Below are 23,512 nucleotides of genomic sequence, written 5' to 3' on the forward strand. Positions count from 1 at the left end.
TTAGCAGAATTTTTGGATCGCCCTGCAAGTTGTCTTAACTCAGCGATGCGGTAATTCTATCTGAAAAGGGTGAAATCGATCAAGGCATAGTTAAATTTGGTCAATAGAGCGGCATTGAATATCATTGGGGGGTGAGAAAAATCCTTTTAAAGATTGGCCTAAACATCATTGCTGTACTGCCCCTTGCGGTAGTGCAGGTAATCGGCGCTTTTCTAGGTATGTTGGCATACGTGGGATCAAAGCAATATCGCTCGCTCTTTAGACCTCAGTATGAGGCTGTCATCAGGATGCATAAGCTACCCCTCAAACTTTGGCCGGCAGTCCGTGCATCAGGCATGTTGTTTTCAGATAGCTTATGGATTTGGCGCAACCCCCAAAAGGCGCTCACATCGGTGGAAGTGCAAAACTGGGATGTCGTGGAAACAGCAATCAAGGAAGGCCATGGTCTTGTTATGTTAACGCCCCATCTTGGCGGTTTTGAAATTATTCCGAGAGTGTTGGCACAACATTTTCCGGCTACTATTTTGTATCGCCCATCACGTCAAGAGTGGCTCAATGAAGTTGTTGAACAAGGTCGTGCCTATCCCAATATGCACTTTGTTCCAACCAATCTCAACGGCGTTCGCCAAATGACCAGAGCTCTCACTCGTGGCGAAGCTATTGGCATTCTTCCAGACCAAGTTCCGAGCGGTGGCGAAGGGGTATGGGTTCCTTTCTTTGGTAAACCTGCGTATACGACGCCTTTACCCGCTCGACTGGCTAACCGAAATAACACTCCCGTAGTCATGTTTACTGCCAAACGTAAAGCGCTCGGGAAGGGCTGGCTAATGCAAGCAACTCGACTAAACCGTTTGCCCGAAGACCCTGCGCTTGCGGCTACAGAATTGAATATCGCTATTGAAAATGCTGTCCTTGTTGCTCCCGAACAATTTATTTGGTCTTATAACCGCTATAAGCATCCAGCTGGCGCAGAATTGCCACCGAACAGAAAATAGATTCATTATCATTTTTGAAATGACCTGGTTATCCAACCTCTTCAATTTCTCAGCACTCAGCCTATTACGCTTGTTTGCATTTCTTCCCAACGCCATCACAGTATATGTAGGCTACGGACTTGGTTGGCTTGCGGCGCATATTCCCAATAGTCGCGCGAAAGTTGTTAAAACAAATTTACGCCTATGTTTTCCAGCTCTGAGCGAAAAAGAAGTTGATGCTTTAGCACTTGAGCACTGGAAATTATTTGGCCGCAGCGTCCTAGAAAGAAGTCGTATTTGGCTGGGCAGCGGAAAACAAATTACCGATATTGTGACGATCGATTCTGCAATCACTTTAGGTGATCGCAAACCTCGACTCCTGATCAACCCTCACTTTGTTGGCCTTGAAGGGGGTTTTATGGCGCTATCTGTTTTGGCAAATCAACATGATTGGCCCAGAGGCGCAGGCCTTTATCAGAATATGAAGAACCCATTCTTTAATCAAAAAATGATTGAGTGGAGAAATCGATTTGGGGGTAAGTCTATTGAAAGACAAAGTCGACTACGGGATCTCATTCGTGAAATCCAAACTGGGAATTTTATTTTTATCGCGCCCGATATTGATTTGGGTCCTCGTGACTCCGTATTCGTACCCTTTTTTGGCATTCAGACCAATACCATTACTTCTGTATCACGCTTAGCTAGGCTGAGTGGGGCAGAGGTGTGCTTAATGACGACAACCCTAAACAAAGATCGCAAAGGCTATACCTGTCATATCAGCGCCCCACTCCCAAATTTTCCAAGTGATGATGTTGAAAAAGATACGGCTCGCCTAAACCAATACATTGAAGAGCTTGTTAGAGAAAGACCAGCAGAGTACTATTGGGTTCATAAGCGCTTTAAGCATCGTCCTCCTGGCGAAGCTAGCCTTTACGATTAAAGAGATATTTTGAGTACTCATCAAACCAACGTTGGACGCAAAATTCGCTTCACCAAAATGCATGGTGCTGGCAATGACTTTATTGTGCTCAATGGAATTGATCAAGACCTCAGTGGAATAACGCGAGAGCAATGGAAAACATTGGCGCATCGTCAATTTGGTATTGGCGCGGATCAAATTCTTTTAGTAGAAAAAACAACTAGGTCAGATGCCGATTTTAAATACCGAATCTTCAACTCAGATGGCGGCGAAGTGGAGCAATGCGGCAATGGTTCACGTTGCTTTGTACGCTTTGTCTTAGATCACGGCCTGTCTACTAAGAATCCACTACGTGTAGAAGTTGCGCACACCGTCCTTACCCTCAAATCCTACCCAGACGGTCAAGTAGAAGTCGATATGGGTGCGCCAATTTTTGAGCATAGCCAAGTTCCGTTTAATGCAAACGGCTTAGCGAGCATGCAAGAGTTTCATGAAACGCTATATGCACTTGCTCTAGATCACCCTGCAACTCACGATAGTTTTGTGGGCGTTCTTTCCATGGGTAATCCACATGCCGTGCAAGTTGTGGGCGATCTCGAGAGTGCGCCCGTCCTGACAGAAGGGCCGGAAATTGAAAGGCATTTAGCATTCCCGAAGAGGGTAAATGCTGGCTATATGCAGGTTCTCAATCGCAATGAAATTAAGTTGCGGGTTTATGAGCGCGGCGCTGGAGAAACGCTTGCCTGCGGCACAGGCGCTTGCGCGGCAGTCGTATCAGGTATTCGCAGAGGCCTACTGGACTCGCCGGTAAAAGTGCGTACTCGTGGTGGCGACCTTCAAATTGCCTGGGGTGGCATGGTCAATAACATATCCCAACCCGTCATCATGACCGGACCAGCCGTTACTGTTTTTGAGGGTGAAACAGAGATCTAAGAATCGTTATTCTTAGATGCCATATTTCTCGCGATAGGCTTTAACAGCTGGCAAGTAGTTTGTAAGCTGAGCATCACTTGAGGCGGTTAAGAAAGACATCAAGCCAGTTAAGTTTGCAATTGAAATTACCGGCAAACCAAACTCTTGTTCAACCGCTTGCACGGCTGACTTATCACCAACTTCTGTAGCGCTTCCTGATCTTTCCATGCGGTCTAAAGCAATCAACACTGCTGCAGGCTCTGCGCCAGCCTTGCGTATCAGGTCTACAGACTCTCTTACTGACGTTCCCGCAGAGATGACATCATCAATGATGACAACTTTTCCTTTAACTGGGGCGCCCACCAAAACACCGCCTTCACCATGATCTTTCGCTTCTTTACGGTTATAGGCATAGGGCACATTGATCCCGTTGTCTGCTAGAGCAATGGCGGTAGCAGCCGCCAAAGTAATGCCCTTATATGCAGGGCCATAAAGCATATCGAATTGAAGCTTAGATTCTTGTAAGGCTTTGGCGTAGTAGCGGCCTAAAGCTCCCAAACGAGCGCCATCATCAAATCCGCCTGCATTAAAGAAATAAGGCGAGAGTCTGCCAGCTTTAGTTTTAAACTCCCCAAAGGACAGAACCTTTGCTTCTAAAGCAAACTGAATAAATTTATCTTGATTTGAATTATTTGAGCTCATAGGCCTACATGTTACGCATCATTTCCGCGAACCTCAACGGTATTCGTTCCGCAGTCAAAAAAGGCTTCCTACCGTGGGCTGTAAAGCAAAAAGCGGATTTCATTTGTATGCAAGAGCTTAAGGCTCAGAGAGATGATCTTGAAGATGCCATCCTCAATCCCGATGGTATGCATGGCTTCTTTCATCATGCAGAGAAAAAAGGTTATAGCGGCTGCGGCATCTATACACCCCATCAACCCGATGAGGTCCTTTATGGATATGGCAATGAGGAATTCGATGCCGAAGGCCGTTATGTAGAAGCGCGCTTCAAAAGCCTTTCAGTAATCTCGGTATACATGCCTTCAGGCTCAAGCTCTCCTGAGCGCCAAGAGGCCAAATACCGCTACCTAGACAGCTTCTTGCCTCATCTGATTAAGCTTAAAAAATCCGGCCGAGAAATTGTGCTTTGTGGGGATGTCAATATTGCGCATCACGAGATCGATTTAAAAAATTGGAAGGGGAATATCAAAAACTCTGGCTTCTTGCCAGAGGAACGGGCATGGCTTACCAATCTCTTTGACAAGGTAGGTTACGTTGATGTGTATCGCAAACTAGAACCCGAAGCTGGAGATTCTTGCTACACCTGGTGGAGTAATCGCGGTCAAGCTTATACCAAGAATGTTGGATGGCGTATTGACTATCACATCAGCACACCCGGTATCGCTGCTACCGCTAAAAAAACTACTGTTTATAAGGGTGAGAAATTCTCAGACCACGCACCACTGACTGTGGATTACGACTGGAAACTTTAAGCGATTGAGAGCGGGTTTATTCGCCTTCATTTTTGATCTGAACAATATTGAAGTGAATCGTTGCCCAAATCAGCACTAGGACTGGTGCGCCAATGATGGCGGTACCATAGAAAAATGCTTGATATCCGAAGTTATCGACAAACACTCCGGAGAAGCCTGCCAGCCACTTGGGTAACAACAACATCATCGAGCTAAACAGCGCGTACTGAGTTGCCGAATAACGAATATTGGTAAGTGAAGACAGGAAAGCAATAAAGGCTGCACTGGCAATGCCAGAACTTAAATTGTCAGCAGAAATTACCCAAATAAGACCATGTAAATCATGACCCTGAGTTGCTAGCCACGCAAATAGTAAATTACTTAACGCTGATAACACCGCGCCTACAAATAAAATTCGTAAGACGCCAAAACGCAATGTGAGCACTCCACCCACAAAAGCGCCAACCAAGGTCATCACCACACCGAATACTTTACTCACCGCCGCCACTTCATCTTTGGTGTAGCCCATATCAACGTAAAAAGGATTGGCCATGATTCCCATGACAACATCGCTAATACGATAAATAGCGATCAAAGACAGAATTAAAACGGCATGCCAACGATATCGAGTGATGAACTCTGCAAAAGGTTCAATCAAGGTTTGATAAAGCCATGCTTTTGCATTGCGCGCCTTAGCTAACTCGTAACGTGCAGGCTCGGTACTAAACAAGGTAGTTAAGACACCAACTCCAATCGATGCGGCCATACAAAGGTAGGCAAATTGCCACGCACTAGCGTCATAACTGCCACCCGTTTCAACTCTGGCTGCAAGCCATAGAACGCCGGCGCCAGCCCAAATCAATGCTAGGCGATAGCCAGTCTGATAAGTTGCCGCGAGCGCAGCTTGGTGATCGCTATTGGCCGATTCAATACGAAAGGCATCTAAGGCAATGTCTTGGGTTGCGGAGCCAAACGCAACCAATAACGCACACCACACTACTGAATTAAGTGCAAGCCTTGGATCAAGAGTCGTCATGCCAACTAGGCCGAAGATGATGAGTGCTTGCGCGAAAATCAGCCAACTTCTTCTGCGACCGAGCAATTTAGTTAGAAACGGAATCTGCACCCGATCAACTATGGGCGCCCAGACCCACTTAAATGCATAGATCAAACCAACCCAGGTGAGATAACCGATCGTGCTGCGATCAATTCCAGCCTCACGCAACCAAAAGCTTAAGGTTCCAAGAATTAATAGAAGGGGAAGGCCAGCAGAGAAGCCTAAGAAGAGCATCCGCAAGCAAGGCCATTCGAGATACACCCGAAAGTCTTTTAGCCAAGATTGAACTGCAGCGAACACTTCGTTATATTTTTCTACGCACGACGGACGCGAAATAAAGCAAGACTACCAAACAGATTAGGCATCAAGGTAACTTGTCGACCATCATGCAAGATATATTGATCAATGACCTGCAGACCAAGACCAGAGGCTAATTTCTCAAAGTCAGCAACCGTGAGAACACGCACGTTTGGCGTGTTGTACCACTGATAAGGCAAGCTCTTCGATACCGGCATGCGCCCTAAGCTAACCGCCAAACGATGTGACCAATGACCGAAATTTGGGAAAGATACGATCGATTCTTTGCCGACCCGAACCACTTCACGCAAAATCTTTTCAGTTTGATGGATGGTTTGAACTGTCTGAGACAAAACAACAGTGTCAAAACTATTGTCTTCAAATAAGGCTAAACCGCCCTCTAGGTCTTGCTGGATAACGTTCAAACCTTTTTGGACGCAAGCGAGTACTCTTGCATCATCAATTTCTACGCCGTAAGCATAGACTGGCTTTTGTTTTTGTAAAAACTCTAAGAAGCTTCCATCGCCACAACCTAAGTCCAGCACCTGACTATTTGGTGCAATCCAATTAGATATTGCGGCAAAATCAGCGCGCTTGGTCATACTCATGAGTGAACCTCGCGCATTTTCTTGAAATAAGCTCTCACCAAATTATGATAGCGCTCATCATCTAATAAGAAAGCATCATGACCATGTGGCGCATCAATCTCTGCATAGGTCACTTCACTCTTATTGCTTAACAGAGACTGCACAATCTCGCGACTACGATTTGGTGGAAAGCGCCAGTCAGTAGAAAAACTCACAACCAAGAACTTGGCGTGTACCTCAGCTAAAGCGCGGTTCAAACTACCGTCATAGCGACGTGATGGATCAAAGTAATCCAGGGCGCGCGTAATCAATAAATAGGTATTGGCATCAAAGTAAGTAGAAAACTTATCGCCTTGATGACGTAAATAACTTTCGACCTCAAACTCAACATCAAAGCTAAAGCGATAGTCGTTGGACTCGCCATTAGGGCGCTGCAACTCACGCCCAAACTTTTCAGCCATATCGTCATCAGACAAATAGGTAATGTGGCCAACCATGCGAGCTAAACGTAAGCCACGCTTTGGTACTACACCATGCTCATAATAATTACCGCCATGAAAATCTGGATCAGATAGGATGGCATTACGTGCCACTTCATTAAATGCAATGTTCTGCGCGCTTAATTTTGGAGTTGAAGCAATCACAACGCAATGGTCTAAGCGCTTAGGGAATTGAATCGCCCAAGCCATCGCTTGCATGCCGCCCAAGCTTCCGCCCATTACTGCAGCAAACTTCCGAATACCTAATTTGTCAGCTAAGCGCGCTTGAGTATTAACCCAATCCTCCACAGTCACTACTGGAAAATCTGCGCCATAAGGCTTACCGGTTGCAGGATTAATACTCATCGGCCCAGTAGAGCCAAAACAAGAACCTAAATTATTTACACCAATGACAAAAAAGTGATCGGTATCAACCGGCTTGCCCGGGCCAATCATGTTGTCCCACCAACCAATATCTTCAGGATTTTCTGGGCTTGGCCCAGCTACATGATGTGAAGCATTTAGCGCATGGCAAACTAAAACAGCATTCGTTTTATCAGCATTGAGCTTGCCGTAAGTTTCAATAACTAAGTCATAGCCAGACAACATGGCGCCACTCTGCAAAGGCAGGGGCTCGGCAAAATGGATGGTATTTCTAGAGAGGTGTAACTCGCTCATTCTGACAAGAGCAAACGCAAACTGACATCAGAGGCATCAGTTGGCAATTTCTTAAAGCCGCTACGGGCAAATCGATGCCAACGACCCAAGACAAAACTCATCAACATTGCAGCACGAATGCTGACTTCCTCTTGACCTAGCTGAGCCCATACCCCACCTTGGGTTTGAGCAATCCGCAAGGCCTGCTTAAGTGATGCCTCTACTCGATCTAAGACCTGAGTAATGCGCTCTTGCAAACGATCATCCTCTTGCAATAAAGCATCGCCCAACAAGACCCGTGTCATGCCAGGATTCTTTTCCGCAAAGAATAGAAGCATCTGCAGTATCCCGCGCGCCTGTGCAAGTCCAGATTCTTCTTTTTGATTGATTTGATTAATCAAACCAAAAACAGTTTGCTCAATAAATGAAATTAAGCCCTCGAACATCTGCGCTTTGCTTGCAAAATGACGATACAAAGCGGCCTCAGAGACATCAATTTTTGCCGCTAAGGCAGCTGTTGTTACGCGCTCCCCTTTCGGGTTTTGCAACATCTCGGCAAGTACTTGCAATATTTGTAGGCGACGCTCACCCGGCCTTGGACGCTTGCGTGTCTTACCAGCGTCAGCACTGTTGCTGTCGATATTTGCTGGGTCTAAAGATTCACGCATAGCTCTCTACTTATCTAGAACGAATCATCGTACCGAATGCTTGTTCGGTCAAAATTTCTAATAACAAAGAATGCTCAATACGACCATCAATAATATGAACTGAATTCACGCCGCTCTTGGCTGCATCTAAAGCAGAAGAAATCTTTGGCAACATGCCCCCAGAAATGGTGCCATCTGCAAAAAGAGCATCAATCTCTCTCGCAGTGAGATCTGTGAGTAACTTGCCATCTTTATCCATCACACCAGGAATATTGGTCATCATGACTAATTTTTCTGCATGAAGAATTTCTGCCATTTTGCCAGCCACTAAGTCAGCATTAATGTTGTAGGCCTGGCCCTCTTCACTAAATCCAATTGGAGAGATCACCGGGATAAAAGCGTCATCCTGCAAGGCCTTCACAACCGCTGGGTTAATTGCCTCGATCTCACCAACAAAACCGATATCTACCTTCTTGCCTGGTTCTGTATCGCTGGGAATCATCATTTTTTTGGCATGAATGAGCCCGCCATCCTTACCAGTCAAGCCAACGGCCTGACCGCCAAAATGGTTGATCAACATCACAATATCTTGCTGTACTTCACCGCCCAAAACCCACTCCACTACTTCCATGGTTTCTTCGTCGGTCACGCGCATACCTTGAATAAAGGTGCCCGTCTTGCCGATCTTTTTTAAAGCCTCATCAATCTGAGGGCCGCCGCCGTGAACAACAACCGGGTTCATGCCAACGAGCTTCAGTAGGATCACGTCACGCGCAAAACTTTCCTTGAGGCGCTCTTCGACCATGGCATTTCCACCGTACTTGATAACGATAGTCTTGCCGTGGTATGCGCGGATATAAGGCAAAGCTTCAGCAAGAATCTCCGCCTTTAATAGCGGTGAGATGTCGCTCAGAGTAGGTAAATGCTTGGTCATTACAAATTAAATTTATTCGCCAAATAATTTTTGGCGGAGTTCTCGACGCTCTTGAGCCTCAAGAGATAAATTGGCTGTAGGCCTTGCAATTAAACGGTTCAAGCCGATTGGCTCACCTGTTTCTTCACACCAACCATAGTCACCTGACTCGATGCGTCCAAGCGCTTGCTCAACTTTTTTCAACAACTTACGTTCACGATCCCGCGTACGCAATTCCAATGCATGCTCTTCTTCAATCGTTGCCCGATCAGCTGGATCTGGAACCAAAATATTTTCACGTAAATGCTCTGTAGTCTCTGATGCATTTTTCAAAATGTCATCTTTGAGAGTTAATAACTTTTGACGGAAGAAATCTAACTGCGCAGCGTTCATGTAGTCCTTATCAGACATCTTGAGCAATTCAGCTTCCGTTAAAGGTGCTCCTTTAACCGCTTTCGCGCTAGTCGCTTTGCTGGCCGCTTTTGAAGTGCTTGCAGCTTTTGTTGCTGTTTTTACCGTCATCTCATTCTTTCCTGGTTTGAAGCATTATTGCCTCATTCTGCCAAACTTTTGCCGCCTATCAATCAATATTCTTCAGCATCCAACAATCTTGACCGTGGCGGGGCATTGTACTCGTATCTTTTAGGCCAAACATCCCTCAAGCCCAGCCAGTAATGTGTCCTTGGGCAGATCAATCCCAATGAAGACCATACGGGTTTGCTTGGGCTCGGCACCCCAGGGACCCGCTAAATCGCTGCCCATCATCTGGTGAACCCCCTGGAACACCACTTTACGGCTACTTCCCTTCACATAGAGCACGCCTTTGTAACGCAGCATCTTTTCTCCAAAAACCTCCAAAATACCTCCCAGGAAGTCTTCTAACTTTTTATGGTCAAAGGGTTTATCACTACGAAAAACGAAGGACTGAATGCGATCCGTGTGCCCTGCATGCCCATGATGGTGATGATCATGAGAATGGTCATGCCCGCAAGTACTGTGATCATGGTCGTGGTCATGGGAATGGTCGTGACCACAATTGGCATGATCATGATCGTTCTGCTCTAAAAAATGAGGGTCAATGTCTAGCTTGGCATTCAGGTTAAAACCCTTGAGATCCAAAACCGCATTTAAAGGAACTACGCCTTTTGAAATAGCGCTAATCGGCGCCCTTGGATTCATATGCATTAGACGACCACGCAGTGCCTCCACCTCAGCAGGCGAAACTAGGTCTGTCTTAGTAATGAAGATCTGATCGGCAAAGCCTACCTGGCGCTGAGCCTCCTCATGCTCGCTCAGTTGTTGCTGGCCATGTTTTGCATCCACTAAGGTAACCACTGCATCCAACACATAGTGGTCCGCAACATCATCATCCATGAAGAAGGTTTGTGCCACCGGGCCCGGATTAGCTACTCCTGTGGTTTCAATCACAACTCGGTCAAAACTAATCTTCTTATCTTTGCGTTGCTCCCAAAGCTCGCTCAGGGCTTCGACCAAGTCCCCACGAATCGTGCAGCAAATACAACCGTTACTCATTTGGACGATATTTTCTTCGTGATCCTGAACCAAAATATCGTTGTCAATGTTTTCTTCACCAAACTCGTTTTCAATCACAGCAATTTTTTTGCCATGATCTTCAGTGAGGATGTGTTTTAGCAAAGTGGTTTTGCCGCTTCCTAAAAAGCCCGTCAATATGGTTACCGGAATTAATGCCATGAATGATCCAATCTAAATCTAGAGTCTTGCGTTCCCCGACCGGGAAACCCACTATATTACCGAGTTCTTCAGTCTTTGCCAGCCTTTGCGCGCGGATGCGTTTTATCGTACGCCTGAGCAAGATGCTGAAAATCTAAGGAGGTATAAATCTGAGTGCTAGCGATACTTGCATGTCCGAGCATCTCTTGCACGGCACGCAAATCCTGTGACGATTGCAGCACATGACTAGCAAAACTGTGACGCATCATATGCGGATGCACATGGGTAGGTAAGCCGGCTCGAATCGCTAAAGAACGCAGGCGCTCCTGAACGGTCCGCGGAGATAAGCGTTTGCCAGTAGCAGATAAGAATAAGGCGAGGGATTCTTGGGCAAACGAACTTGCGTCACGAATTTCTCGCCAAGCAAGCAAGGACTTCATCGCTGGCGCGCCCACTGGAACTGAACGCCTTTTGCCGCCCTTACCTAAAACAGTCACTTCAGCAGCATCCCAATCTAGCCAGCCAGCAGATTCGTGTTGCCGGTCTTTGCTTTGCATCACATCAATGCCGAGTAATTCAGATAAGCGCAATCCAGAGGAATAGAGTAAATCGATAATCGCAGCATCACGAATTGTTTCGAGATCCTTTTGCTCCTCAGCCTCTTTAACGGCCTGACTAACCAAAGCCAGCGCCTGTTCAACAGATAGGGCCTTGGGTAGAGACTTTAAACGCTTAGGGGCCTTCACATCATCAACAGGATTGGCTGCTAGATTGCCTGTCACTTTCCCAGCGCGGGCATCCCGCCGGGCATCTTTTTCTGTTAACCAGTCATACCAGCCGCGCCATGCCGATAGCGCCCTGGCAATACTCCTGGAAGATTTTTCCTTGGAGTGCAAACGACCAGCCCAGCGCCGCACATGAGCATTACTAACCTTCAATAAATCAACAGAATCTTCTTGAGCAAAATTTTGGAGATCACTGAGATCCATGCCATAGGCTTTAAGCGTGTGGCCAGAGAGTTGCCGCAACACATGCAGCTCATGCAAATACTCTTGCATGAGTGGATGAAGTTCAGTCGGCTTTAGCTTCATAAGCCTGGATACGATCCAAAGCCGCTGCTGTGAGTTCTGCGATTTGACGTAAATAGAACGCGCCCATATCTGCAGTAAAGCGAGTTTCATCTTTGCTGGCTAGTAAGAGCACAGCTGTGGATTGATTCATACCAAGACTTTTTCCAAGCGGTAAGCCGATAGCCACCATACTTTGCCACGCTGGATCAATATGAGTTTGGCTTGCTAATAAATCGATACTAGCTGCAGCCAGCTCTTTTACTGAGCCACATAAAGGGGTATCGATCCAAGGACCAAATGCCGAATTCGGAGACAAAAGATGTGCAGCATCTACTTCAAATACTTCTGCTAAACCAGTCGTAATCGCGGCCTCAACATCCGCCTTATTATTAGCTTTCATTAAACGCAACAACCAAGCCACTAAACTTTGTTGGGTTTTATCGTTACGACTACCAAAGTGCAGCATCTCACTTAAGCGGCGATTGAGCTCTTGATTTTGAGTGCGCAATACCGTCATCTGGCGCTCTTGCAAAGAAATCGCACGATCCTCATGTGGATGCTTAATCCGTATCTCATTAAAGAGATTGGCATACCGCTCAAAGAAGCCTGGGGTAGCACGCAACCACTCAGCAACCAACTCTTCTTGCTCTGCCTGCTTTGGATCAATGGCACTCATCTATTTCTTTCTCTTTATTGGGTACTGATGGTTAGCTAAGCTTTTTACGCAATAACTCATTCACTTGACCAGGATTGGCTTTACCTTGAGAGGCTTTCATGATCTGCCCGACGAGCGCATTGAATGCTTTCTCTTTGCCAGAACGGAATTCTTCCACCGACTTCTCATTCGCCGCCAACACTTGATCAATCATTGCCTCAAGTGCACCGCTATCGCTGATCTGCTTGAGCCCTTTGGCATCAATAATCTGATCGACAGTGCTGATGGCTTTACCAGCAATAGCCTCTTCCCAGAGAATTGCAAAAATATCTTTTGCAATCTTATTGGAGATGGTGCCATCAGCAACACGAGTGAGCAATGGTGCTAAATGTACCGCCTTTAAAGGCGCTTCTGCCACAGCAATGCCTGCACGGTTTAAAGATGATGCAAATTCGCCCGCAATTAAATTTGCCGCCGCTTTTGCAAGTTGCTTGCCAACAATGGTGAGTAGTTCTTCAAACACTTTTGCAGTGTCTCTATCTTGGGTCAGTAACTGCGTGTCGTAGGCGCTCAGGCTATATTCGCTTTGCCATTGCTCGCGCAACTGGGCAGGAAGTGCTGGCATGCCACTACGTACTTTTGCAATCCAGACATCATCAATCACTACCGGCAATAAATCGGGATCAGGGAAATAGCGATAGTCATTAGCATCTTCTTTGCTGCGCATGCTACGGGTTTCCTGACGATCAGGGTCATAGAGACGCGTTTCCTGAACAACGAGCCCGCCATCCTCAATCAACTCAATTTGACGACGCACCTCATATTGAATTGCTTCTTCCAAGAAGCGGAATGAGTTTAAGTTTTTGATTTCGCAACGAGTACCAAACTCAGCCTGCCCCTTCGGGCGCACGGATACGTTGGCGTCACAACGGAATGAACCTTCTTGCATATTCCCATCGCATACGCCCAACCAAACTACGAGTGTATGTAAAGCCTTGGCATACGCTACCGCTTCAGCAGCACTACGCATTACTGGCTCCGTAACGATTTCCAACAACGGTGTTCCAGCACGGTTTAAGTCAATGCCACTAGATGGTTCGCCATGGGGGCCGGTAAACCCCTCTTCGTGAACGGATTTACCTGCATCCTCTTCCATATGGGCACGCGTGAGCTGTACCGTCTTTACCTCATCACCAACCAAGATCTCTACTTCGCCACCAACTACAACAGGGATTTCCATCTGACTAATTTGATAGCCTTTTGGAAGATCAGGATAAAAATAGTTCTTACGCGCAAAAATGCTAGCCGGCGAAATCTTTGCGCCAACCGCCAATCCAAAGCGGATTGCATGCTCTACTGCCTGCCGATTTAACGCCGGCAGTACACCTGGTAATGCTAAATCCACAGCACAAGCTTGAGTGTTTGGCTCTGCGCCAAAGCGCGTGCTTGCCCCACTAAAAATCTTGGATTGTGTTTGTAATTGTGCGTGGGTCTCTAGACCAATAACGACTTCCCATTCCATCATGCCACCTCGCTCGCAGAACGAAGATGCCAGTCAGAGACCAACTGATACTGATGCGCTATTTGTAATAAGCGCGCTTCAGAAAAATAATTCCCAATCAACTGCATGCCAATTGGTAAATTGTTTGTATTAAATCCACAAGGCACACTCATTGCAGGCAGGCCGGCTAAATTAGTAGAGAGCGTATAAATATCTTCTAAATACATTTGCACTGGATCTTTTGACTTCTCACCCAGACGCCAAGCTACATCAGGCGCTACGGGCCCTAGGATGACATCACATTCTTTGAATGCCGCCTGAAAATCTGATGCAATGATGCGGCGAATTTTTTGTGCTTGCAAATAATACGCGTCGTAGTAACCGTGACACAGAACATAAGTGCCTATCAAAATACGACGCCTAACTTCCGGACCGAATCCTTCGGTACGTGACTTTTGATACATGTCACCAAGATCTTTGTAATCATTTGCGCGATGTCCATAGCGCACGCCATCAAAACGGCTCAAATTACTAGAAGCTTCTGCAGGAGCTAAAACGTAATACACCGGAATCGATAATTTAGTTTTGGGTAGACTGACTTCAACCAGCTTAGCGCCTAAGCTTTCCAAGATTTTTGCTGCTTCATTCACTGACTTTGCAACATCAGCAGCTAGACCTTCGGCAAAGAATTCTTTTGGCAAGCCAACGCGCAACCCTTCTAATGGTCTCGCAGAGTGAGCATCACCTTCTTGCCAAGCTTGATTCAGATAACGACTGTAATCCTCACCAGAATCTGCGAGCGATGTGGAATCGCGTGGATCATGCGAAGACATTGCGGAAAGCAGTAATGCGCAATCTTCAGCGGTTTTACCCATTGGACCAGCTTGATCCAAAGAAGAGGCGTAAGCAATCATGCCGTAGCGAGAAACACGTCCATATGTAGGCTTAATTCCAGTGAGTCCACAAAATGCAGCTGGCTGGCGAATGGAGCCACCAGTATCGGTGCCCGTAGCAATTGGAGCCAAACCTGCTGCTACAGCGGCAGCTGATCCTCCAGAGGATCCGCCGGCAACGTGTGCAGCATTCCAGGGGTTGAGGACTGGCCCATAGGCTGAGTTCTCATTAGACGACCCCATTGCAAACTCATCCATATTGGTCTTACCCAAGCAAACCATCCCAGCACCATTGGGATTGCCCTCATCTGGAATACCTAAATTAGCCACTACTGTAGCGTCAAAAGGGCTTTGATATCCAGCCAAGATTTTGGACGCTGCAGTCGACTTCCAGCCCCGAGTGACGAACACATCTTTATGTGCCAATGGTATGCCAGTTAGCTTGCCTGCCTTTCCGGCAGAAATCAGTAAATCTGCTTTATTTGCTTGATCTAAGCTTAAGTGAGCATTCACATCAATATATGCATTCCACTGCTTTCCAGCGTCAATACGATCCAGAAAGTACTGGGTTAGCTCTTTGCTAGAAACCTCTTTTGCAGCCAATGCTTTTGCCATTAAGGCGATCGGGGTGTTGTGCCAGCTCATTCAATCACCTTTGGTACTAAGAAGTAGCCGTCCTGCTGTGCAGGAGCTGATTTCATGTTTTCAGCGCGATGGTCGGTTTCTGTCACTTCATCCGCGCGAAGAGGTTGAGCCAATTCACGCAAAAACAGAATAGGGTGAGCGAGCGGCTCTAAACCAGTAGTGTCAACGGCCTGCATTTCCTCTACAAGAGAAAAAATAGCCTGCAATTGAGGTAAAACTGCCTCAGCTTCGGCCTGGTTTAATTCAAGCCTGGAAAGGTGCGCAATGCGCTGAACATCATCAAGTTTCATGGGGCGCTAGAGTATCATTACTATATATTTTTATTAACACTTTCTATTTTCCCACTACATCATGTTTGGTTTTTTTCGCAGCTACTTTTCTAATGACCTAGCAATCGACCTAGGAACCGCCAACACCTTAATTTATATGCGTGAGCGGGGTATTGTCCTCGATGAGCCCTCGGTTGTGGCGATTCGCCAAGAGGGTGGCCCAAATGGCAAAAAGACCATTTTGGCGGTTGGCAAGGAGGCAAAAGCGATGTTGGGCCGCGTTCCGGGGAATATTGAGGCCATTCGCCCTATGAAAGATGGCGTTATTGCCGATTTCACCATCACCGAACAAATGCTCAAGCAATTCATCAAGCTTGTCCATGAAAGTAAATTATTAAAGCCAAGCCCACGCATCATTATCTGTGTTCCTTGTGGATCCACTCAAGTAGAGCGTCGTGCGATTCGTGAGTCTGCATTAGGCGCCGGCGCATCACAAGTATTTTTGATTGAAGAGCCGATGGCTGCTGCAATTGGTTCTGGCTTGCCTGTATCTGAAGCTGCTGGCTCGATGGTCGTAGATATCGGTGGTGGCACCACTGAAGTTGGCGTGATGTCATTAGGCGGCATGGTTTACAAAGGCTCAGTACGTGTTGGTGGCGACAAGTTTGATGAAGCGATTACCAATTACATTCGTCGTAACTACGGCATGTTGATTGGCGAACAAACTGCTGAGTTGATTAAGAAGACGATTGGCTCTGCATTTCCTGGCGCAGAAGTACGCGAGATGGAAGTGAAAGGTCGCAATCTTTCCGAAGGCATTCCGCGCAGCTTCACCGTAACTAGCAATGAAATTCTGGAAGCGTTAACCGATCCTTTGAATCAAATCGTGACTGCTGTTAAGGCGGCACTCGAGCAGATTCCACCGGAGTTGGCATCTGATATCGCTGAGCGCGGCATGATGCTTACAGGCGGCGGTGCCTTATTAAGTGACCTCGATCGTCTCCTGCTCGAGGAGACTGGTTTGCCAATTCATGTAGCCGAAGATCCTCTAACTTGCGTAGCTCGTGGTTGCGGCATAGCCCTTGAGCGCATGGATAAGTTAGGCGGAGTGTTCTCGCAAGAGTAAGCGACCTACACGTCGATCAGGGAATTGCAACATAGCGCTCCACCACTTTTCAGACAGGGCATTCCGGCCTTACTTAAACTGATTGTCTGTCTGTCTGTCAGCATCGCCTTGATGCTGATCGATTTTCGTTTTAAAGCGCTCGATCCTATTCGCAATTATGTGAATTGGATTTTGCGCCCCCTCGAGTACGTGATGATGGCGCCACGAAATATATTCGAGACAACGTCCGAATATTTCACAACGAGATCAACGCTTGACCAAGAAAATCAGGTAATGAAAGTGCGTTTGGCAGAACTCTCCTTACTAGCGAACCAATCTGAGTTCTTAACGGTTGAAAATCAAAACTTGCGAGAGTTAATGGAGTTGCAAAAACAAGTCCCATTCAAAACCTTGCCCGTAGAAATCCTCTTTAATCCTCCCAATCCAATCTCACAACGCATTGTCATTAATCGCGGAATGAATGACGGCCTAAAACTAGGCAATCCAATTGCTAATGACGCTGGCATTCTGGGCCAGGTAGTACGTCTTTACGATCGCTCAGCCGAAGTATCCCTGCTAGAGGATCGAGATTTTGCAGTTCCAGTCCAAGTGGCTCGAAATGGTCTCAGAGCAGCTGTTTTTGGGGCGGGTCGTGGCAACCCGTTAGAGCTACGTTATTTGCCGGTGGCGAGCGATCTGGAAGTTGGAGACATTTTGTTGACTTCTGGGATCGATGGCGTTTACCCACCAGGTTTTGCAGTGGCTGTTATCAGCAAAATTGAGCGTAATGCTGACAAAAATTCCTCTAACGTATTTTGTGTCCCTGTGGCCGCAGTGAATCGCTACCGTCAGGCATTAGCTTTTTTATATGACCCACAGTTTGATGCCAAAGCCCCATCATCCAATATTAAGCCTGTAAACGGCACGCCCCTCACAAATATTCCGGGTCGTCGCCAAACTCGGGCGCGAGGAATGCAATGATCGATTTTCAAAGCGGCTACATTCTTCGCCCAGTCAACCCAGTATTTATCTATTTCAGTTTATTTTGCGCACTCTTATTAAATTTGCTGCCATTTGGTAACTACGGATGGGTACCTAACTGGCTCATTCTGTGCATTGTATTTTGGAATATTCATCAGCATCGCTATGTCAACGTGATCACAGCATTCTTTCTGGGCCTCATGATGGATGTACACAATTCTGATTTATTGGGATTGCATGCATTTAGTTATTCGCTTGTTGCCTATATTGCGATTTCATGGCATCGCCGCATTGTTGCGTTATCTGTGCTTTCGCAAGCCTTGCACCTGATTCCAATCTTCCTGCTGGTCTCTCTATTTCCGGTACTGGCGCATTGGGCCCTAAGCGGAGAGCTTTATTGGTGGGCCTTGACGGGTGGCATTCAGGCCCTCATTGAGTCACTACTTTGGCCACTTGCAACACGTATTTTGCTAGCACCTCAACGTCGACCCATGGACGTTGATCACAACCGTCCACTTTAAGAAGCTGCATGGTTTCTTTTAAAAAACCTGATCTCGATTCTTTTCAAGAACGCATTCATATTGCGACATTATTCGTTACGTTTTGTTTTTTAATTTTGCTAACCCGCCTGGTATGGCTTCAGCTAATTAGTCATGGCAAGTATGCCTTGCTTGCAGAAAGCAATCGTATTGCATTAGTTCCAGCTCCTGCTAACCGAGGATTAATCATCGATCGTAATGGCATCGTGATTGGCAGAAATTATTCTGCCCTCACCTTAGACGTAAATGCGGAAGAGGTAAAAGGTAACGTAGATCAGCTTATCAATGAGCTTTCCGAGATCATTGATATTTCCCCCAGAGATCGCCGCAATTTCAAGCGCTCCTTAGAGGATTCCCGCAATATGGGTACCTTCCCCTTACGCTCGATGCTTAACGAGGCTGAAACTGCCCGTTTTATGGCCAATCGCTATCGTTTTCCGGGGGTAGAAATCCGAGCCAGGAGCTTTCGTGAGTACCCTTATAACGAGCTAGCCTCCCATTTAATTGGCTATATCGGTCGAGTGTCTCAGCATGACAAAGAGCGAATGCAATCTGAGATTGAGAACTCAAAAGCAGACGATCCAGATGCTCTGCAAGCCTCATTTTTGCCAGGCATACAGTACGTTGGCAAGATTGGCTTAGAGCAAAGCTACGAAACCGTTTTACGAGGGGTTCCTGGTTATGATCAAGTTGAAATCACTGCTGGCGGCAAACCTGTGCGTACGCTCTCAAGCTCTCCATCAGTGCCAGGTAAAAATGTTGTACTTTCAGTTGATATTAAGCTGCAATATTTAGTTGAACAGCTATATGGAAATTTTCGTGGCGCGTTTGTAGCGATTGAACCCGAAACTGGGGATGTATTGGCATTTGTATCTAAGCCAAACTTCAATCCCAATGATTTTGTTGAAGGTATTGATGCATTAACCTGGAAAGAACTAAACGACTCTCCACAAAAACCACTATACAACCGCCCACTCAAAGGTATCTATCCTCCAGGCTCCACATACAAGCCGTTCATGGCACTGGCTGCATTAGAAAATAAAAAACGCACCCCCTCCCAAACAATTTCTGATCCCGGTTATTTTGATTTTGGCAATCACACCTTCCGAGACGATAAAAAAGGTGGGCATGGCATTGTCGACATGCAAAAGTCGATTGTTGAATCTTGCGACACCTACTACTACACACTCGCACGTGACATGGGTGTAAATATGATGCATGACTTCATGAAACCATTTGGTTTTGGGCAAATTACTGGCATCGATTTACAAGGCGAAGCGAGAGGTGTTCTGCCGTCGACCGAGTGGAAAAAGAATACTTTCAAGAAGCCAGAGCAACAAAAGTGGTACGAAGGTGAAACTATCTCTTTAGGCATTGGTCAAGGCTATAACTCTTTCACTATTTTGCAGTTGGCGCATGCAATGGCAAACCTTGCAAACAATGGCGTAGTGATGAAGCCTCATCTAGTCAAAGCAATTGAAGATCCATTTACACGCAATCGTGTGCTAACAACTCCTAAGGAAAGCTATCGCATTGATCTCAGCGCAGAAAATATTGAGGTTATCAAAAAAGCGATGGTTGAAGTAAACGTCTCGGGCACGTCTGCTACAGCATTTAAAGGCGCTGGCTACGTAGCAGGCGGCAAGACAGGAACAGCTCAAGTCTTTAGTTTGAATTCGAAGGACTACAAACATGGAGCGACTGCAGAATTTTTACGTGATCATGCTTTATATATTGCTTTTGCTCCCGCTGATAAGCCAACTATTGTGATTGCAATGGTTGTAGAAAACGCAGGATTTGGTGCGCAATATGCTGCGCCAATTGCTCGTAAAGCATTGGATTACTACATCGAAGGCAAATGGCCTAAGGAGATTCCCGAATGGGAAAGAGCCCCGTAAAAAAAATTCAAGTGCTTTTCTTTAGCTTTTTCTCTGGTCTAGATCGCCAGCTAGGGCTTATTTTGCTTGGCTTAGCAGCAGTTGGCTTATTTACATTTTTATCTGCAAGCCAAAATACACCCGTACAAACGACAGATGAGTTGCGAAACCTTGCCCTTTCTTTTGGAGTGATGTGGTTGGTGTCCCGCATACCGCCTAAGTGGTTAGAGATGGGTGCTGTTTGGATCTATGGAATCGGCGTTACGCTATTAGTTGCAGTAGCAATTTTTGGATTGATCAAGAAAGGCGCACGTCGCTGGCTCAATATTGGTGTTGTGATTCAGCCATCTGAAATTATGAAGATTGCGATGCCACTCATGCTTGCCTGGTACTTCCAAAAGCGAGAGGGCATTCAAAAAACCTGGGACTATGCAGTGGCTGGAGTAATTTTGGCGATTCCAGTTTTTTTAATCGCGCGCCAACCGGACCTTGGAACAGCGCTACTAGTTTTTGCTGCTGGGCTCTACGTGATTATCTTGGCAGGCTTACCTTGGAAATGGATCCTGCCATTTGTTGGTGTTGGCATTGTCGGCATTTTACTCATCATTATTTTTGGTAACACCATCTGTGCGCACGATGTTACATGGCCTTTTGTCCATAACTACCAAAAACATCGCATTTGCACTTTGCTAGATCCAAGCAGCGATCCTCTGGGCAAAGGCTTTCATACGATTCAATCTATGATTGCCATCGGTTCTGGCGGATTTTTTGGTAAAGGTTGGTTTCAAGGAACACAAGCGCATTTGGAATTTATTCCCGAAAAGCATACCGACTTTGTGTTTGCAGTTTTCTCGGAAGAGTTTGGCTTGCTTGGAAACCTAATATTGCTTGCACTATTTTTTGCGCTCATCAAGCGCGGTCTAACAATTTCTGCCAGCGCACCCAATTTATTTACTCGCTTACTAGGAGCTTCGGTCACCCTCATATTCTTTACTTATGCATTTGTAAACATCGGCATGGTGAGCGGATTGTTGCCGGTGGTTGGGGTTCCTTTGCCATTTATTAGCTATGGCGGAACTGCCCTAGTAACGCTAGGTTTTGGTGCGGGAATCTTGATGAGCATTCACAGACATAGGCGCTTAGTTCAAAGCTAAAGGTTACGCCCCCAAATCTGAATATATTCTCAGGAAATAAAAAAGCCCGGCATGCCGGGCTTTTTTATCAACAAAGGCAGAATTACTTCTTACGCTTGTTAACTGAATCTTTAAATGCTTTACCAGCAGAAAACTTAACAGTTTTTGCAGCAGCGATTTTGAGTGGCTCGCCAGTTTTTGGGTTGCGGCCCATACGTGCGGCACGCTTACCAGATGCGAAAGTACCGAAGCCGATCAGTTGCACTGAATCGCCTTTAGTAACAGCTTTGATAATGTTCTCAATTGCAGAATTCAATGCGAATTCAGCTTTGGCTTTAGAAATCTCCGCGTCGTCAGCAATCGCTGCGATTAGTTCGGCTTTGTTCAAGTGAAGCTCCTTAATGATATTGATGTCGGCGCACATTGCGCTTACATGATTTTAACCACAAAAAATTACAAAAATAAAGCTTAGGCACAACAATTTTTAAAACCACTACAAATCATTCATCCAGCACTTCTATGCCAGAAACGAAATACTCAGTATCCCCAAAACAGGTTGTTGGCAATCCAATATGTTGATCATATTTTAGGGCAACTTTTTTTCCTAGATTAGCATTTATTTTTTGCGCCACAGCATCATCGCGCACTGTAAAGAGGAATTTCTCTGACAACGTTCCAGGCATTGAAACCATAGCCAACTCACCTTCCCAGGTTTTGCAAATATAGCCACGTTTAGAGAATTTCTGCACGTATCCAGCTCGTTCTCCACTGCCATAACTCCAAGTCAGCATGAACCATGTGTAAACTGAGATACCCACTAAGCCAATTAAAACAAGGCTTAAGAGCCATTTTATAAATCTCTTCATACGTTTCTCTCCAATCTATATCCACATTAACCCTAAGCGGGAAATTATCTTGATTTACGTCAAGTATATGAGCATATAAAGAGAAGAAATAGTCGAAAGAGTGCTCACTTCCAAATTAAAATCTATTGACCACTTTAAATCGGCAAATTGAATGCAAGCTCGTCACATCATCTTTTTTATATTTGTAATATCGGCAATTTACGTCTATTTCAGAGGCAGAGTACGCTTTGGGGTGGTGAGATCCCTAACTGACTATCAAGTCTTGTTAGCGCCAATTAATGCATTGCTCTATTTATTTTCAAAGGTAAAAGCGAGCGCGTTTATCCCAGTAAGCCAGTTTCCTGAAATGCAGCCCCTAAAAGACAACTGGGAAGTAATTCGTCAAGAAGCGCTTTCTTTGAATGCAGATGGCGCAATTGCAGCGGCAACTGGCTATAACGATATCGGCTTTAACTCTTTCTTTCGAACAGGTTGGAAGCGTTTTCATCTCTATTGGTATGGCAAAGATCTAGCCTCGGCCCAAGCAAGCTGCCCAAAAACCGTTGCCATACTCAAATCCATTCCATCGGTAAAAGCGGCTATGTTCGCATCTCTGCCCCCTGGAGCAACGCTTGTGCGACACCGTGACCCTTATGCTGGCTCGTTGCGTTATCACATTGGCCTAGTCACCCCAAACGACCCAAAATGCTTTATTGAAGTAGATGGTGAGCGCTATTTCTGGAAGGATGGCGAAGCGGTCATGTTTGATGAAACCTATATCCATTTTGCCGCTAACGAAACTGATCATCAACGGATCGTCTTATTTTGCGATGTTGAGCGGCCAGTTCATACCAAAGTAGTGCAACTACTTAATCGCTGGTTTGGACGCTATGTGATGAGCGCCGCCGCCTCTCAAAATGTTGTTGGGGAAAAAGTAGGTTTTGTAAACGTCTTATTTACCTACTTTTATCACTTGCGCGCTCAAGCTAAGAAGCTCAAGGCTAAACATCGCTCCGTATATTACATTGGCAAGTGGGTACTTATTTTGGGAATTTTGTGGGCAATCTTTTGGTAAGCAATTACTGTTTTACGGATTGAGAGTCTGAATAATTTGCTCTGGACTAATTGATCCCCAGATTTCAAGTCGTTTTTTTCGGCTGTTTTGTCCTGAAATAAATTGAATTTGCTTTTGTGGGATTTTTAACTGTTTAGATAGCCAGCCCAACAAAAATTCATTAGCTTTATTTTCTATCGCTGGAGCTTGCAAGGAAATTTTTAAGCAATCGTCATGCAGTCCCACCACTTTCGTCTGTTTAGCGCCGGGCTGACAATGGAGATTAAGGACAATTCCAGTGGGGGTTTGTTTTAACCAAATAGGTGTCATTAAAGTACT

The 23,512-nt window shown here is 45.9% G+C and carries 26 protein-coding genes; 10 read left to right on the forward strand and 16 right to left on the reverse strand.

Going from position 1 to position 23,512, the window contains the following annotated elements:
- Positions 1-131: 131 nt before the first annotated feature.
- The 3 genes from ICV38_RS09930 to dapF are packed head-to-tail and all read left to right on the forward strand — an operon-like array spanning position 132 to position 2,826.
- Positions 132-995: a lysophospholipid acyltransferase family protein gene (locus tag ICV38_RS09930; protein ID WP_215381260.1), complete on the forward strand. Its 864-nt coding sequence runs from the start codon at positions 132-134 to the stop codon at positions 993-995.
- Positions 996-1,014: 19 nt separating this feature from the next.
- The gene (locus tag ICV38_RS09935) at positions 1,015-1,914 is read left to right on the forward strand and encodes a lipid A biosynthesis acyltransferase (protein ID WP_215381264.1); all 900 of its coding nucleotides are present in this window, start codon (positions 1,015-1,017) and stop codon (positions 1,912-1,914) included.
- A 9-nt stretch (positions 1,915-1,923) separates the two neighbouring features.
- Complete coding sequence (gene dapF, locus ICV38_RS09940; protein ID WP_256441281.1) at positions 1,924-2,826, forward strand: diaminopimelate epimerase; 903 nt, start codon at positions 1,924-1,926, stop codon at positions 2,824-2,826.
- Positions 2,827-2,838: 12 nt separating this feature from the next.
- Here dapF and pyrE read toward each other — a convergent pair whose 3' ends face one another.
- Positions 2,839-3,507, reverse strand: a complete 669-nt coding sequence (gene pyrE, locus ICV38_RS09945) for an orotate phosphoribosyltransferase (RefSeq protein WP_215381266.1) — start codon at positions 3,505-3,507, stop codon at positions 2,839-2,841.
- An 8-nt stretch (positions 3,508-3,515) separates the two neighbouring features.
- Here pyrE and ICV38_RS09950 point away from each other — a divergent pair, with 8 nt between their 5' ends.
- Entirely contained in the window at positions 3,516-4,298 is a 783-nt protein-coding gene (locus ICV38_RS09950; protein WP_215381276.1) for an exodeoxyribonuclease III, read from the forward strand.
- 16 nt (positions 4,299-4,314) lie between these two features.
- Here ICV38_RS09950 and ICV38_RS09955 read toward each other — a convergent pair whose 3' ends face one another.
- The 12 genes from ICV38_RS09955 to gatC form a co-directional block, all read right to left on the reverse strand.
- Positions 4,315-5,634 carry an MFS transporter gene (locus ICV38_RS09955; protein WP_251368150.1) on the reverse strand — a complete coding sequence of 440 codons (1,320 nt, stop codon included), beginning with the start codon at positions 5,632-5,634 and terminating at the stop codon, positions 4,315-4,317.
- Positions 5,635-5,648: 14 nt separating this feature from the next.
- Positions 5,649-6,239 (reverse strand): methionine biosynthesis protein MetW, encoded by a 591-nt coding sequence (gene metW / locus ICV38_RS09960; protein ID WP_215381279.1) that lies wholly within the window; start codon positions 6,237-6,239, stop codon positions 5,649-5,651.
- The gene (locus ICV38_RS09965) at positions 6,236-7,375 is read right to left on the reverse strand and encodes a homoserine O-acetyltransferase (RefSeq protein ID WP_215381290.1); all 1,140 of its coding nucleotides are present in this window, start codon (positions 7,373-7,375) and stop codon (positions 6,236-6,238) included. Before ICV38_RS09965 ends, metW begins: the two co-directional genes overlap by 4 nt.
- Positions 7,372-8,022, reverse strand: coding sequence for a nucleoid occlusion factor SlmA (slmA, locus tag ICV38_RS09970; protein ID WP_215381294.1), 651 nt, complete (start codon positions 8,020-8,022; stop codon positions 7,372-7,374). The genes ICV38_RS09965 and slmA overlap by 4 nt, the downstream gene beginning before the upstream one ends.
- Before the next feature lie 10 nt (positions 8,023-8,032).
- Complete coding sequence (argB, locus tag ICV38_RS09975; RefSeq protein ID WP_215381297.1) at positions 8,033-8,935, reverse strand: acetylglutamate kinase; 903 nt, start codon at positions 8,933-8,935, stop codon at positions 8,033-8,035.
- A gap of 12 nt (positions 8,936-8,947) precedes the next feature.
- Positions 8,948-9,325, reverse strand: coding sequence for an RNA polymerase-binding protein DksA (dksA, locus tag ICV38_RS09980; protein WP_173956792.1), 378 nt, complete (start codon positions 9,323-9,325; stop codon positions 8,948-8,950).
- Positions 9,326-9,556: 231 nt separating this feature from the next.
- Positions 9,557-10,627: a GTP-binding protein gene (locus ICV38_RS09985; RefSeq protein ID WP_215381318.1), complete on the reverse strand. Its 1,071-nt coding sequence runs from the start codon at positions 10,625-10,627 to the stop codon at positions 9,557-9,559.
- A 68-nt stretch (positions 10,628-10,695) separates the two neighbouring features.
- Positions 10,696-11,697 (reverse strand): tyrosine recombinase XerC, encoded by a 1,002-nt coding sequence (locus ICV38_RS09990; protein WP_215381321.1) that lies wholly within the window; start codon positions 11,695-11,697, stop codon positions 10,696-10,698.
- Positions 11,678-12,352, reverse strand: coding sequence for a DUF484 family protein (locus ICV38_RS09995; RefSeq protein ID WP_215381324.1), 675 nt, complete (start codon positions 12,350-12,352; stop codon positions 11,678-11,680). The genes ICV38_RS09990 and ICV38_RS09995 overlap by 20 nt, the downstream gene beginning before the upstream one ends.
- A gap of 31 nt (positions 12,353-12,383) precedes the next feature.
- Positions 12,384-13,853, reverse strand: coding sequence for an Asp-tRNA(Asn)/Glu-tRNA(Gln) amidotransferase subunit GatB (gene gatB, locus ICV38_RS10000; RefSeq protein ID WP_215382879.1), 1,470 nt, complete (start codon positions 13,851-13,853; stop codon positions 12,384-12,386).
- Positions 13,853-15,370, reverse strand: a complete 1,518-nt coding sequence (gatA, locus tag ICV38_RS10005; protein WP_215381341.1) for an Asp-tRNA(Asn)/Glu-tRNA(Gln) amidotransferase subunit GatA — start codon at positions 15,368-15,370, stop codon at positions 13,853-13,855. The genes gatB and gatA overlap by 1 nt, the downstream gene beginning before the upstream one ends.
- Positions 15,367-15,660 carry an Asp-tRNA(Asn)/Glu-tRNA(Gln) amidotransferase subunit GatC gene (gene gatC / locus ICV38_RS10010; RefSeq protein ID WP_215381344.1) on the reverse strand — a complete coding sequence of 98 codons (294 nt, stop codon included), beginning with the start codon at positions 15,658-15,660 and terminating at the stop codon, positions 15,367-15,369. The genes gatA and gatC overlap by 4 nt, the downstream gene beginning before the upstream one ends.
- 61 nt (positions 15,661-15,721) lie before the next feature.
- Between gatC and ICV38_RS10015 the strand changes: the two genes are divergently transcribed.
- Genes ICV38_RS10015 through rodA form a run of 5 tightly spaced genes read left to right on the forward strand, consistent with a single transcriptional unit; the run spans position 15,722 to position 21,295 of the window.
- Complete coding sequence (locus ICV38_RS10015; RefSeq protein WP_215381358.1) at positions 15,722-16,765, forward strand: rod shape-determining protein; 1,044 nt, start codon at positions 15,722-15,724, stop codon at positions 16,763-16,765.
- 24 nt (positions 16,766-16,789) lie between these two features.
- Entirely contained in the window at positions 16,790-17,725 is a 936-nt protein-coding gene (gene mreC / locus ICV38_RS10020; RefSeq protein ID WP_215381361.1) for a rod shape-determining protein MreC, read from the forward strand.
- The gene (gene mreD / locus ICV38_RS10025; RefSeq protein ID WP_215381364.1) at positions 17,722-18,246 is read left to right on the forward strand and encodes a rod shape-determining protein MreD; all 525 of its coding nucleotides are present in this window, start codon (positions 17,722-17,724) and stop codon (positions 18,244-18,246) included. The genes mreC and mreD overlap by 4 nt, the downstream gene beginning before the upstream one ends.
- Before the next feature lie 8 nt (positions 18,247-18,254).
- Positions 18,255-20,162, forward strand: coding sequence for a penicillin-binding protein 2 (gene mrdA, locus ICV38_RS10030; RefSeq protein ID WP_215381387.1), 1,908 nt, complete (start codon positions 18,255-18,257; stop codon positions 20,160-20,162).
- Positions 20,144-21,295 (forward strand): rod shape-determining protein RodA, encoded by a 1,152-nt coding sequence (gene rodA / locus ICV38_RS10035; RefSeq protein ID WP_215381390.1) that lies wholly within the window; start codon positions 20,144-20,146, stop codon positions 21,293-21,295. Before mrdA ends, rodA begins: the two co-directional genes overlap by 19 nt.
- Before the next feature lie 82 nt (positions 21,296-21,377).
- Here the strand turns inward: rodA and ICV38_RS10040 are convergent, their stop codons facing one another.
- Both ICV38_RS10040 and ICV38_RS10045 read right to left on the reverse strand, forming a co-directional pair.
- Positions 21,378-21,662 (reverse strand): HU family DNA-binding protein, encoded by a 285-nt coding sequence (locus ICV38_RS10040; RefSeq protein WP_087908896.1) that lies wholly within the window; start codon positions 21,660-21,662, stop codon positions 21,378-21,380.
- 112 nt (positions 21,663-21,774) lie between these two features.
- Entirely contained in the window at positions 21,775-22,140 is a 366-nt protein-coding gene (locus ICV38_RS10045) for a hypothetical protein (RefSeq protein ID WP_215381393.1), read from the reverse strand.
- 151 nt (positions 22,141-22,291) lie between these two features.
- Here ICV38_RS10045 and ICV38_RS10050 point away from each other — a divergent pair, with 151 nt between their 5' ends.
- Positions 22,292-23,194, forward strand: coding sequence for an aspartyl/asparaginyl beta-hydroxylase domain-containing protein (locus ICV38_RS10050; protein WP_215381396.1), 903 nt, complete (start codon positions 22,292-22,294; stop codon positions 23,192-23,194).
- Positions 23,195-23,206: 12 nt separating this feature from the next.
- Here the strand turns inward: ICV38_RS10050 and ICV38_RS10055 are convergent, their stop codons facing one another.
- A complete protein-coding gene (locus tag ICV38_RS10055) occupies positions 23,207-23,503 on the reverse strand; it encodes a DUF167 domain-containing protein (RefSeq protein WP_215381408.1) in 297 nt (98 codons plus the stop codon).
- Positions 23,504-23,512 lie beyond the last annotated feature (9 nt).

Source organism: Polynucleobacter sp. MG-6-Vaara-E2 (assembly GCF_018687695.1).
In the GTDB taxonomy this organism is placed as follows: Bacteria; Pseudomonadota; Gammaproteobacteria; order Burkholderiales; family Burkholderiaceae; genus Polynucleobacter.

Bases quoted from the DNA above. Each gene is read 5' to 3' on its own strand.
- argB (WP_215381297.1), bottom strand. From the start codon at position 8,935: ATGACCAAGCATTTACCTACTCTGAGCGACATCTCACCGCTATTAAAG.
- ICV38_RS09985 (WP_215381318.1), bottom strand. From the start codon at position 10,627: ATGGCATTAATTCCGGTAACCATATTGACGGGCTTTTTAGGAAGCGGC.
- ICV38_RS10055 (WP_215381408.1), bottom strand. From the start codon at position 23,503: ATGACACCTATTTGGTTAAAACAAACCCCCACTGGAATTGTCCTTAAT.
- mreD (WP_215381364.1), top strand. From the start codon at position 17,722: ATGATCGATTTTCAAAGCGGCTACATTCTTCGCCCAGTCAACCCAGTA.
- ICV38_RS09990 (WP_215381321.1), bottom strand. From the start codon at position 11,697: ATGAAGCTAAAGCCGACTGAACTTCATCCACTCATGCAAGAGTATTTG.
- mrdA (WP_215381387.1), top strand. From the start codon at position 18,255: ATGGTTTCTTTTAAAAAACCTGATCTCGATTCTTTTCAAGAACGCATT.
- ICV38_RS09950 (WP_215381276.1), top strand. From the start codon at position 3,516: ATGTTACGCATCATTTCCGCGAACCTCAACGGTATTCGTTCCGCAGTC.
- ICV38_RS09995 (WP_215381324.1), bottom strand. From the start codon at position 12,352: ATGAGTGCCATTGATCCAAAGCAGGCAGAGCAAGAAGAGTTGGTTGCT.
- dksA (WP_173956792.1), bottom strand. From the start codon at position 9,325: ATGTCTGATAAGGACTACATGAACGCTGCGCAGTTAGATTTCTTCCGT.
- metW (WP_215381279.1), bottom strand. From the start codon at position 6,239: ATGAGTATGACCAAGCGCGCTGATTTTGCCGCAATATCTAATTGGATT.
- ICV38_RS10045 (WP_215381393.1), bottom strand. From the start codon at position 22,140: ATGAAGAGATTTATAAAATGGCTCTTAAGCCTTGTTTTAATTGGCTTA.
- ICV38_RS10050 (WP_215381396.1), top strand. From the start codon at position 22,292: ATGCAAGCTCGTCACATCATCTTTTTTATATTTGTAATATCGGCAATT.
- ICV38_RS10015 (WP_215381358.1), top strand. From the start codon at position 15,722: ATGTTTGGTTTTTTTCGCAGCTACTTTTCTAATGACCTAGCAATCGAC.
- gatC (WP_215381344.1), bottom strand. From the start codon at position 15,660: ATGAAACTTGATGATGTTCAGCGCATTGCGCACCTTTCCAGGCTTGAA.
- gatA (WP_215381341.1), bottom strand. From the start codon at position 15,370: ATGAGCTGGCACAACACCCCGATCGCCTTAATGGCAAAAGCATTGGCT.
- pyrE (WP_215381266.1), bottom strand. From the start codon at position 3,507: ATGAGCTCAAATAATTCAAATCAAGATAAATTTATTCAGTTTGCTTTA.
- slmA (WP_215381294.1), bottom strand. From the start codon at position 8,022: ATGCGTGAATCTTTAGACCCAGCAAATATCGACAGCAACAGTGCTGAC.
- ICV38_RS09935 (WP_215381264.1), top strand. From the start codon at position 1,015: ATGACCTGGTTATCCAACCTCTTCAATTTCTCAGCACTCAGCCTATTA.
- ICV38_RS09965 (WP_215381290.1), bottom strand. From the start codon at position 7,375: ATGAGCGAGTTACACCTCTCTAGAAATACCATCCATTTTGCCGAGCCC.
- rodA (WP_215381390.1), top strand. From the start codon at position 20,144: ATGGGAAAGAGCCCCGTAAAAAAAATTCAAGTGCTTTTCTTTAGCTTT.
- gatB (WP_215382879.1), bottom strand. From the start codon at position 13,853: ATGGAATGGGAAGTCGTTATTGGTCTAGAGACCCACGCACAATTACAA.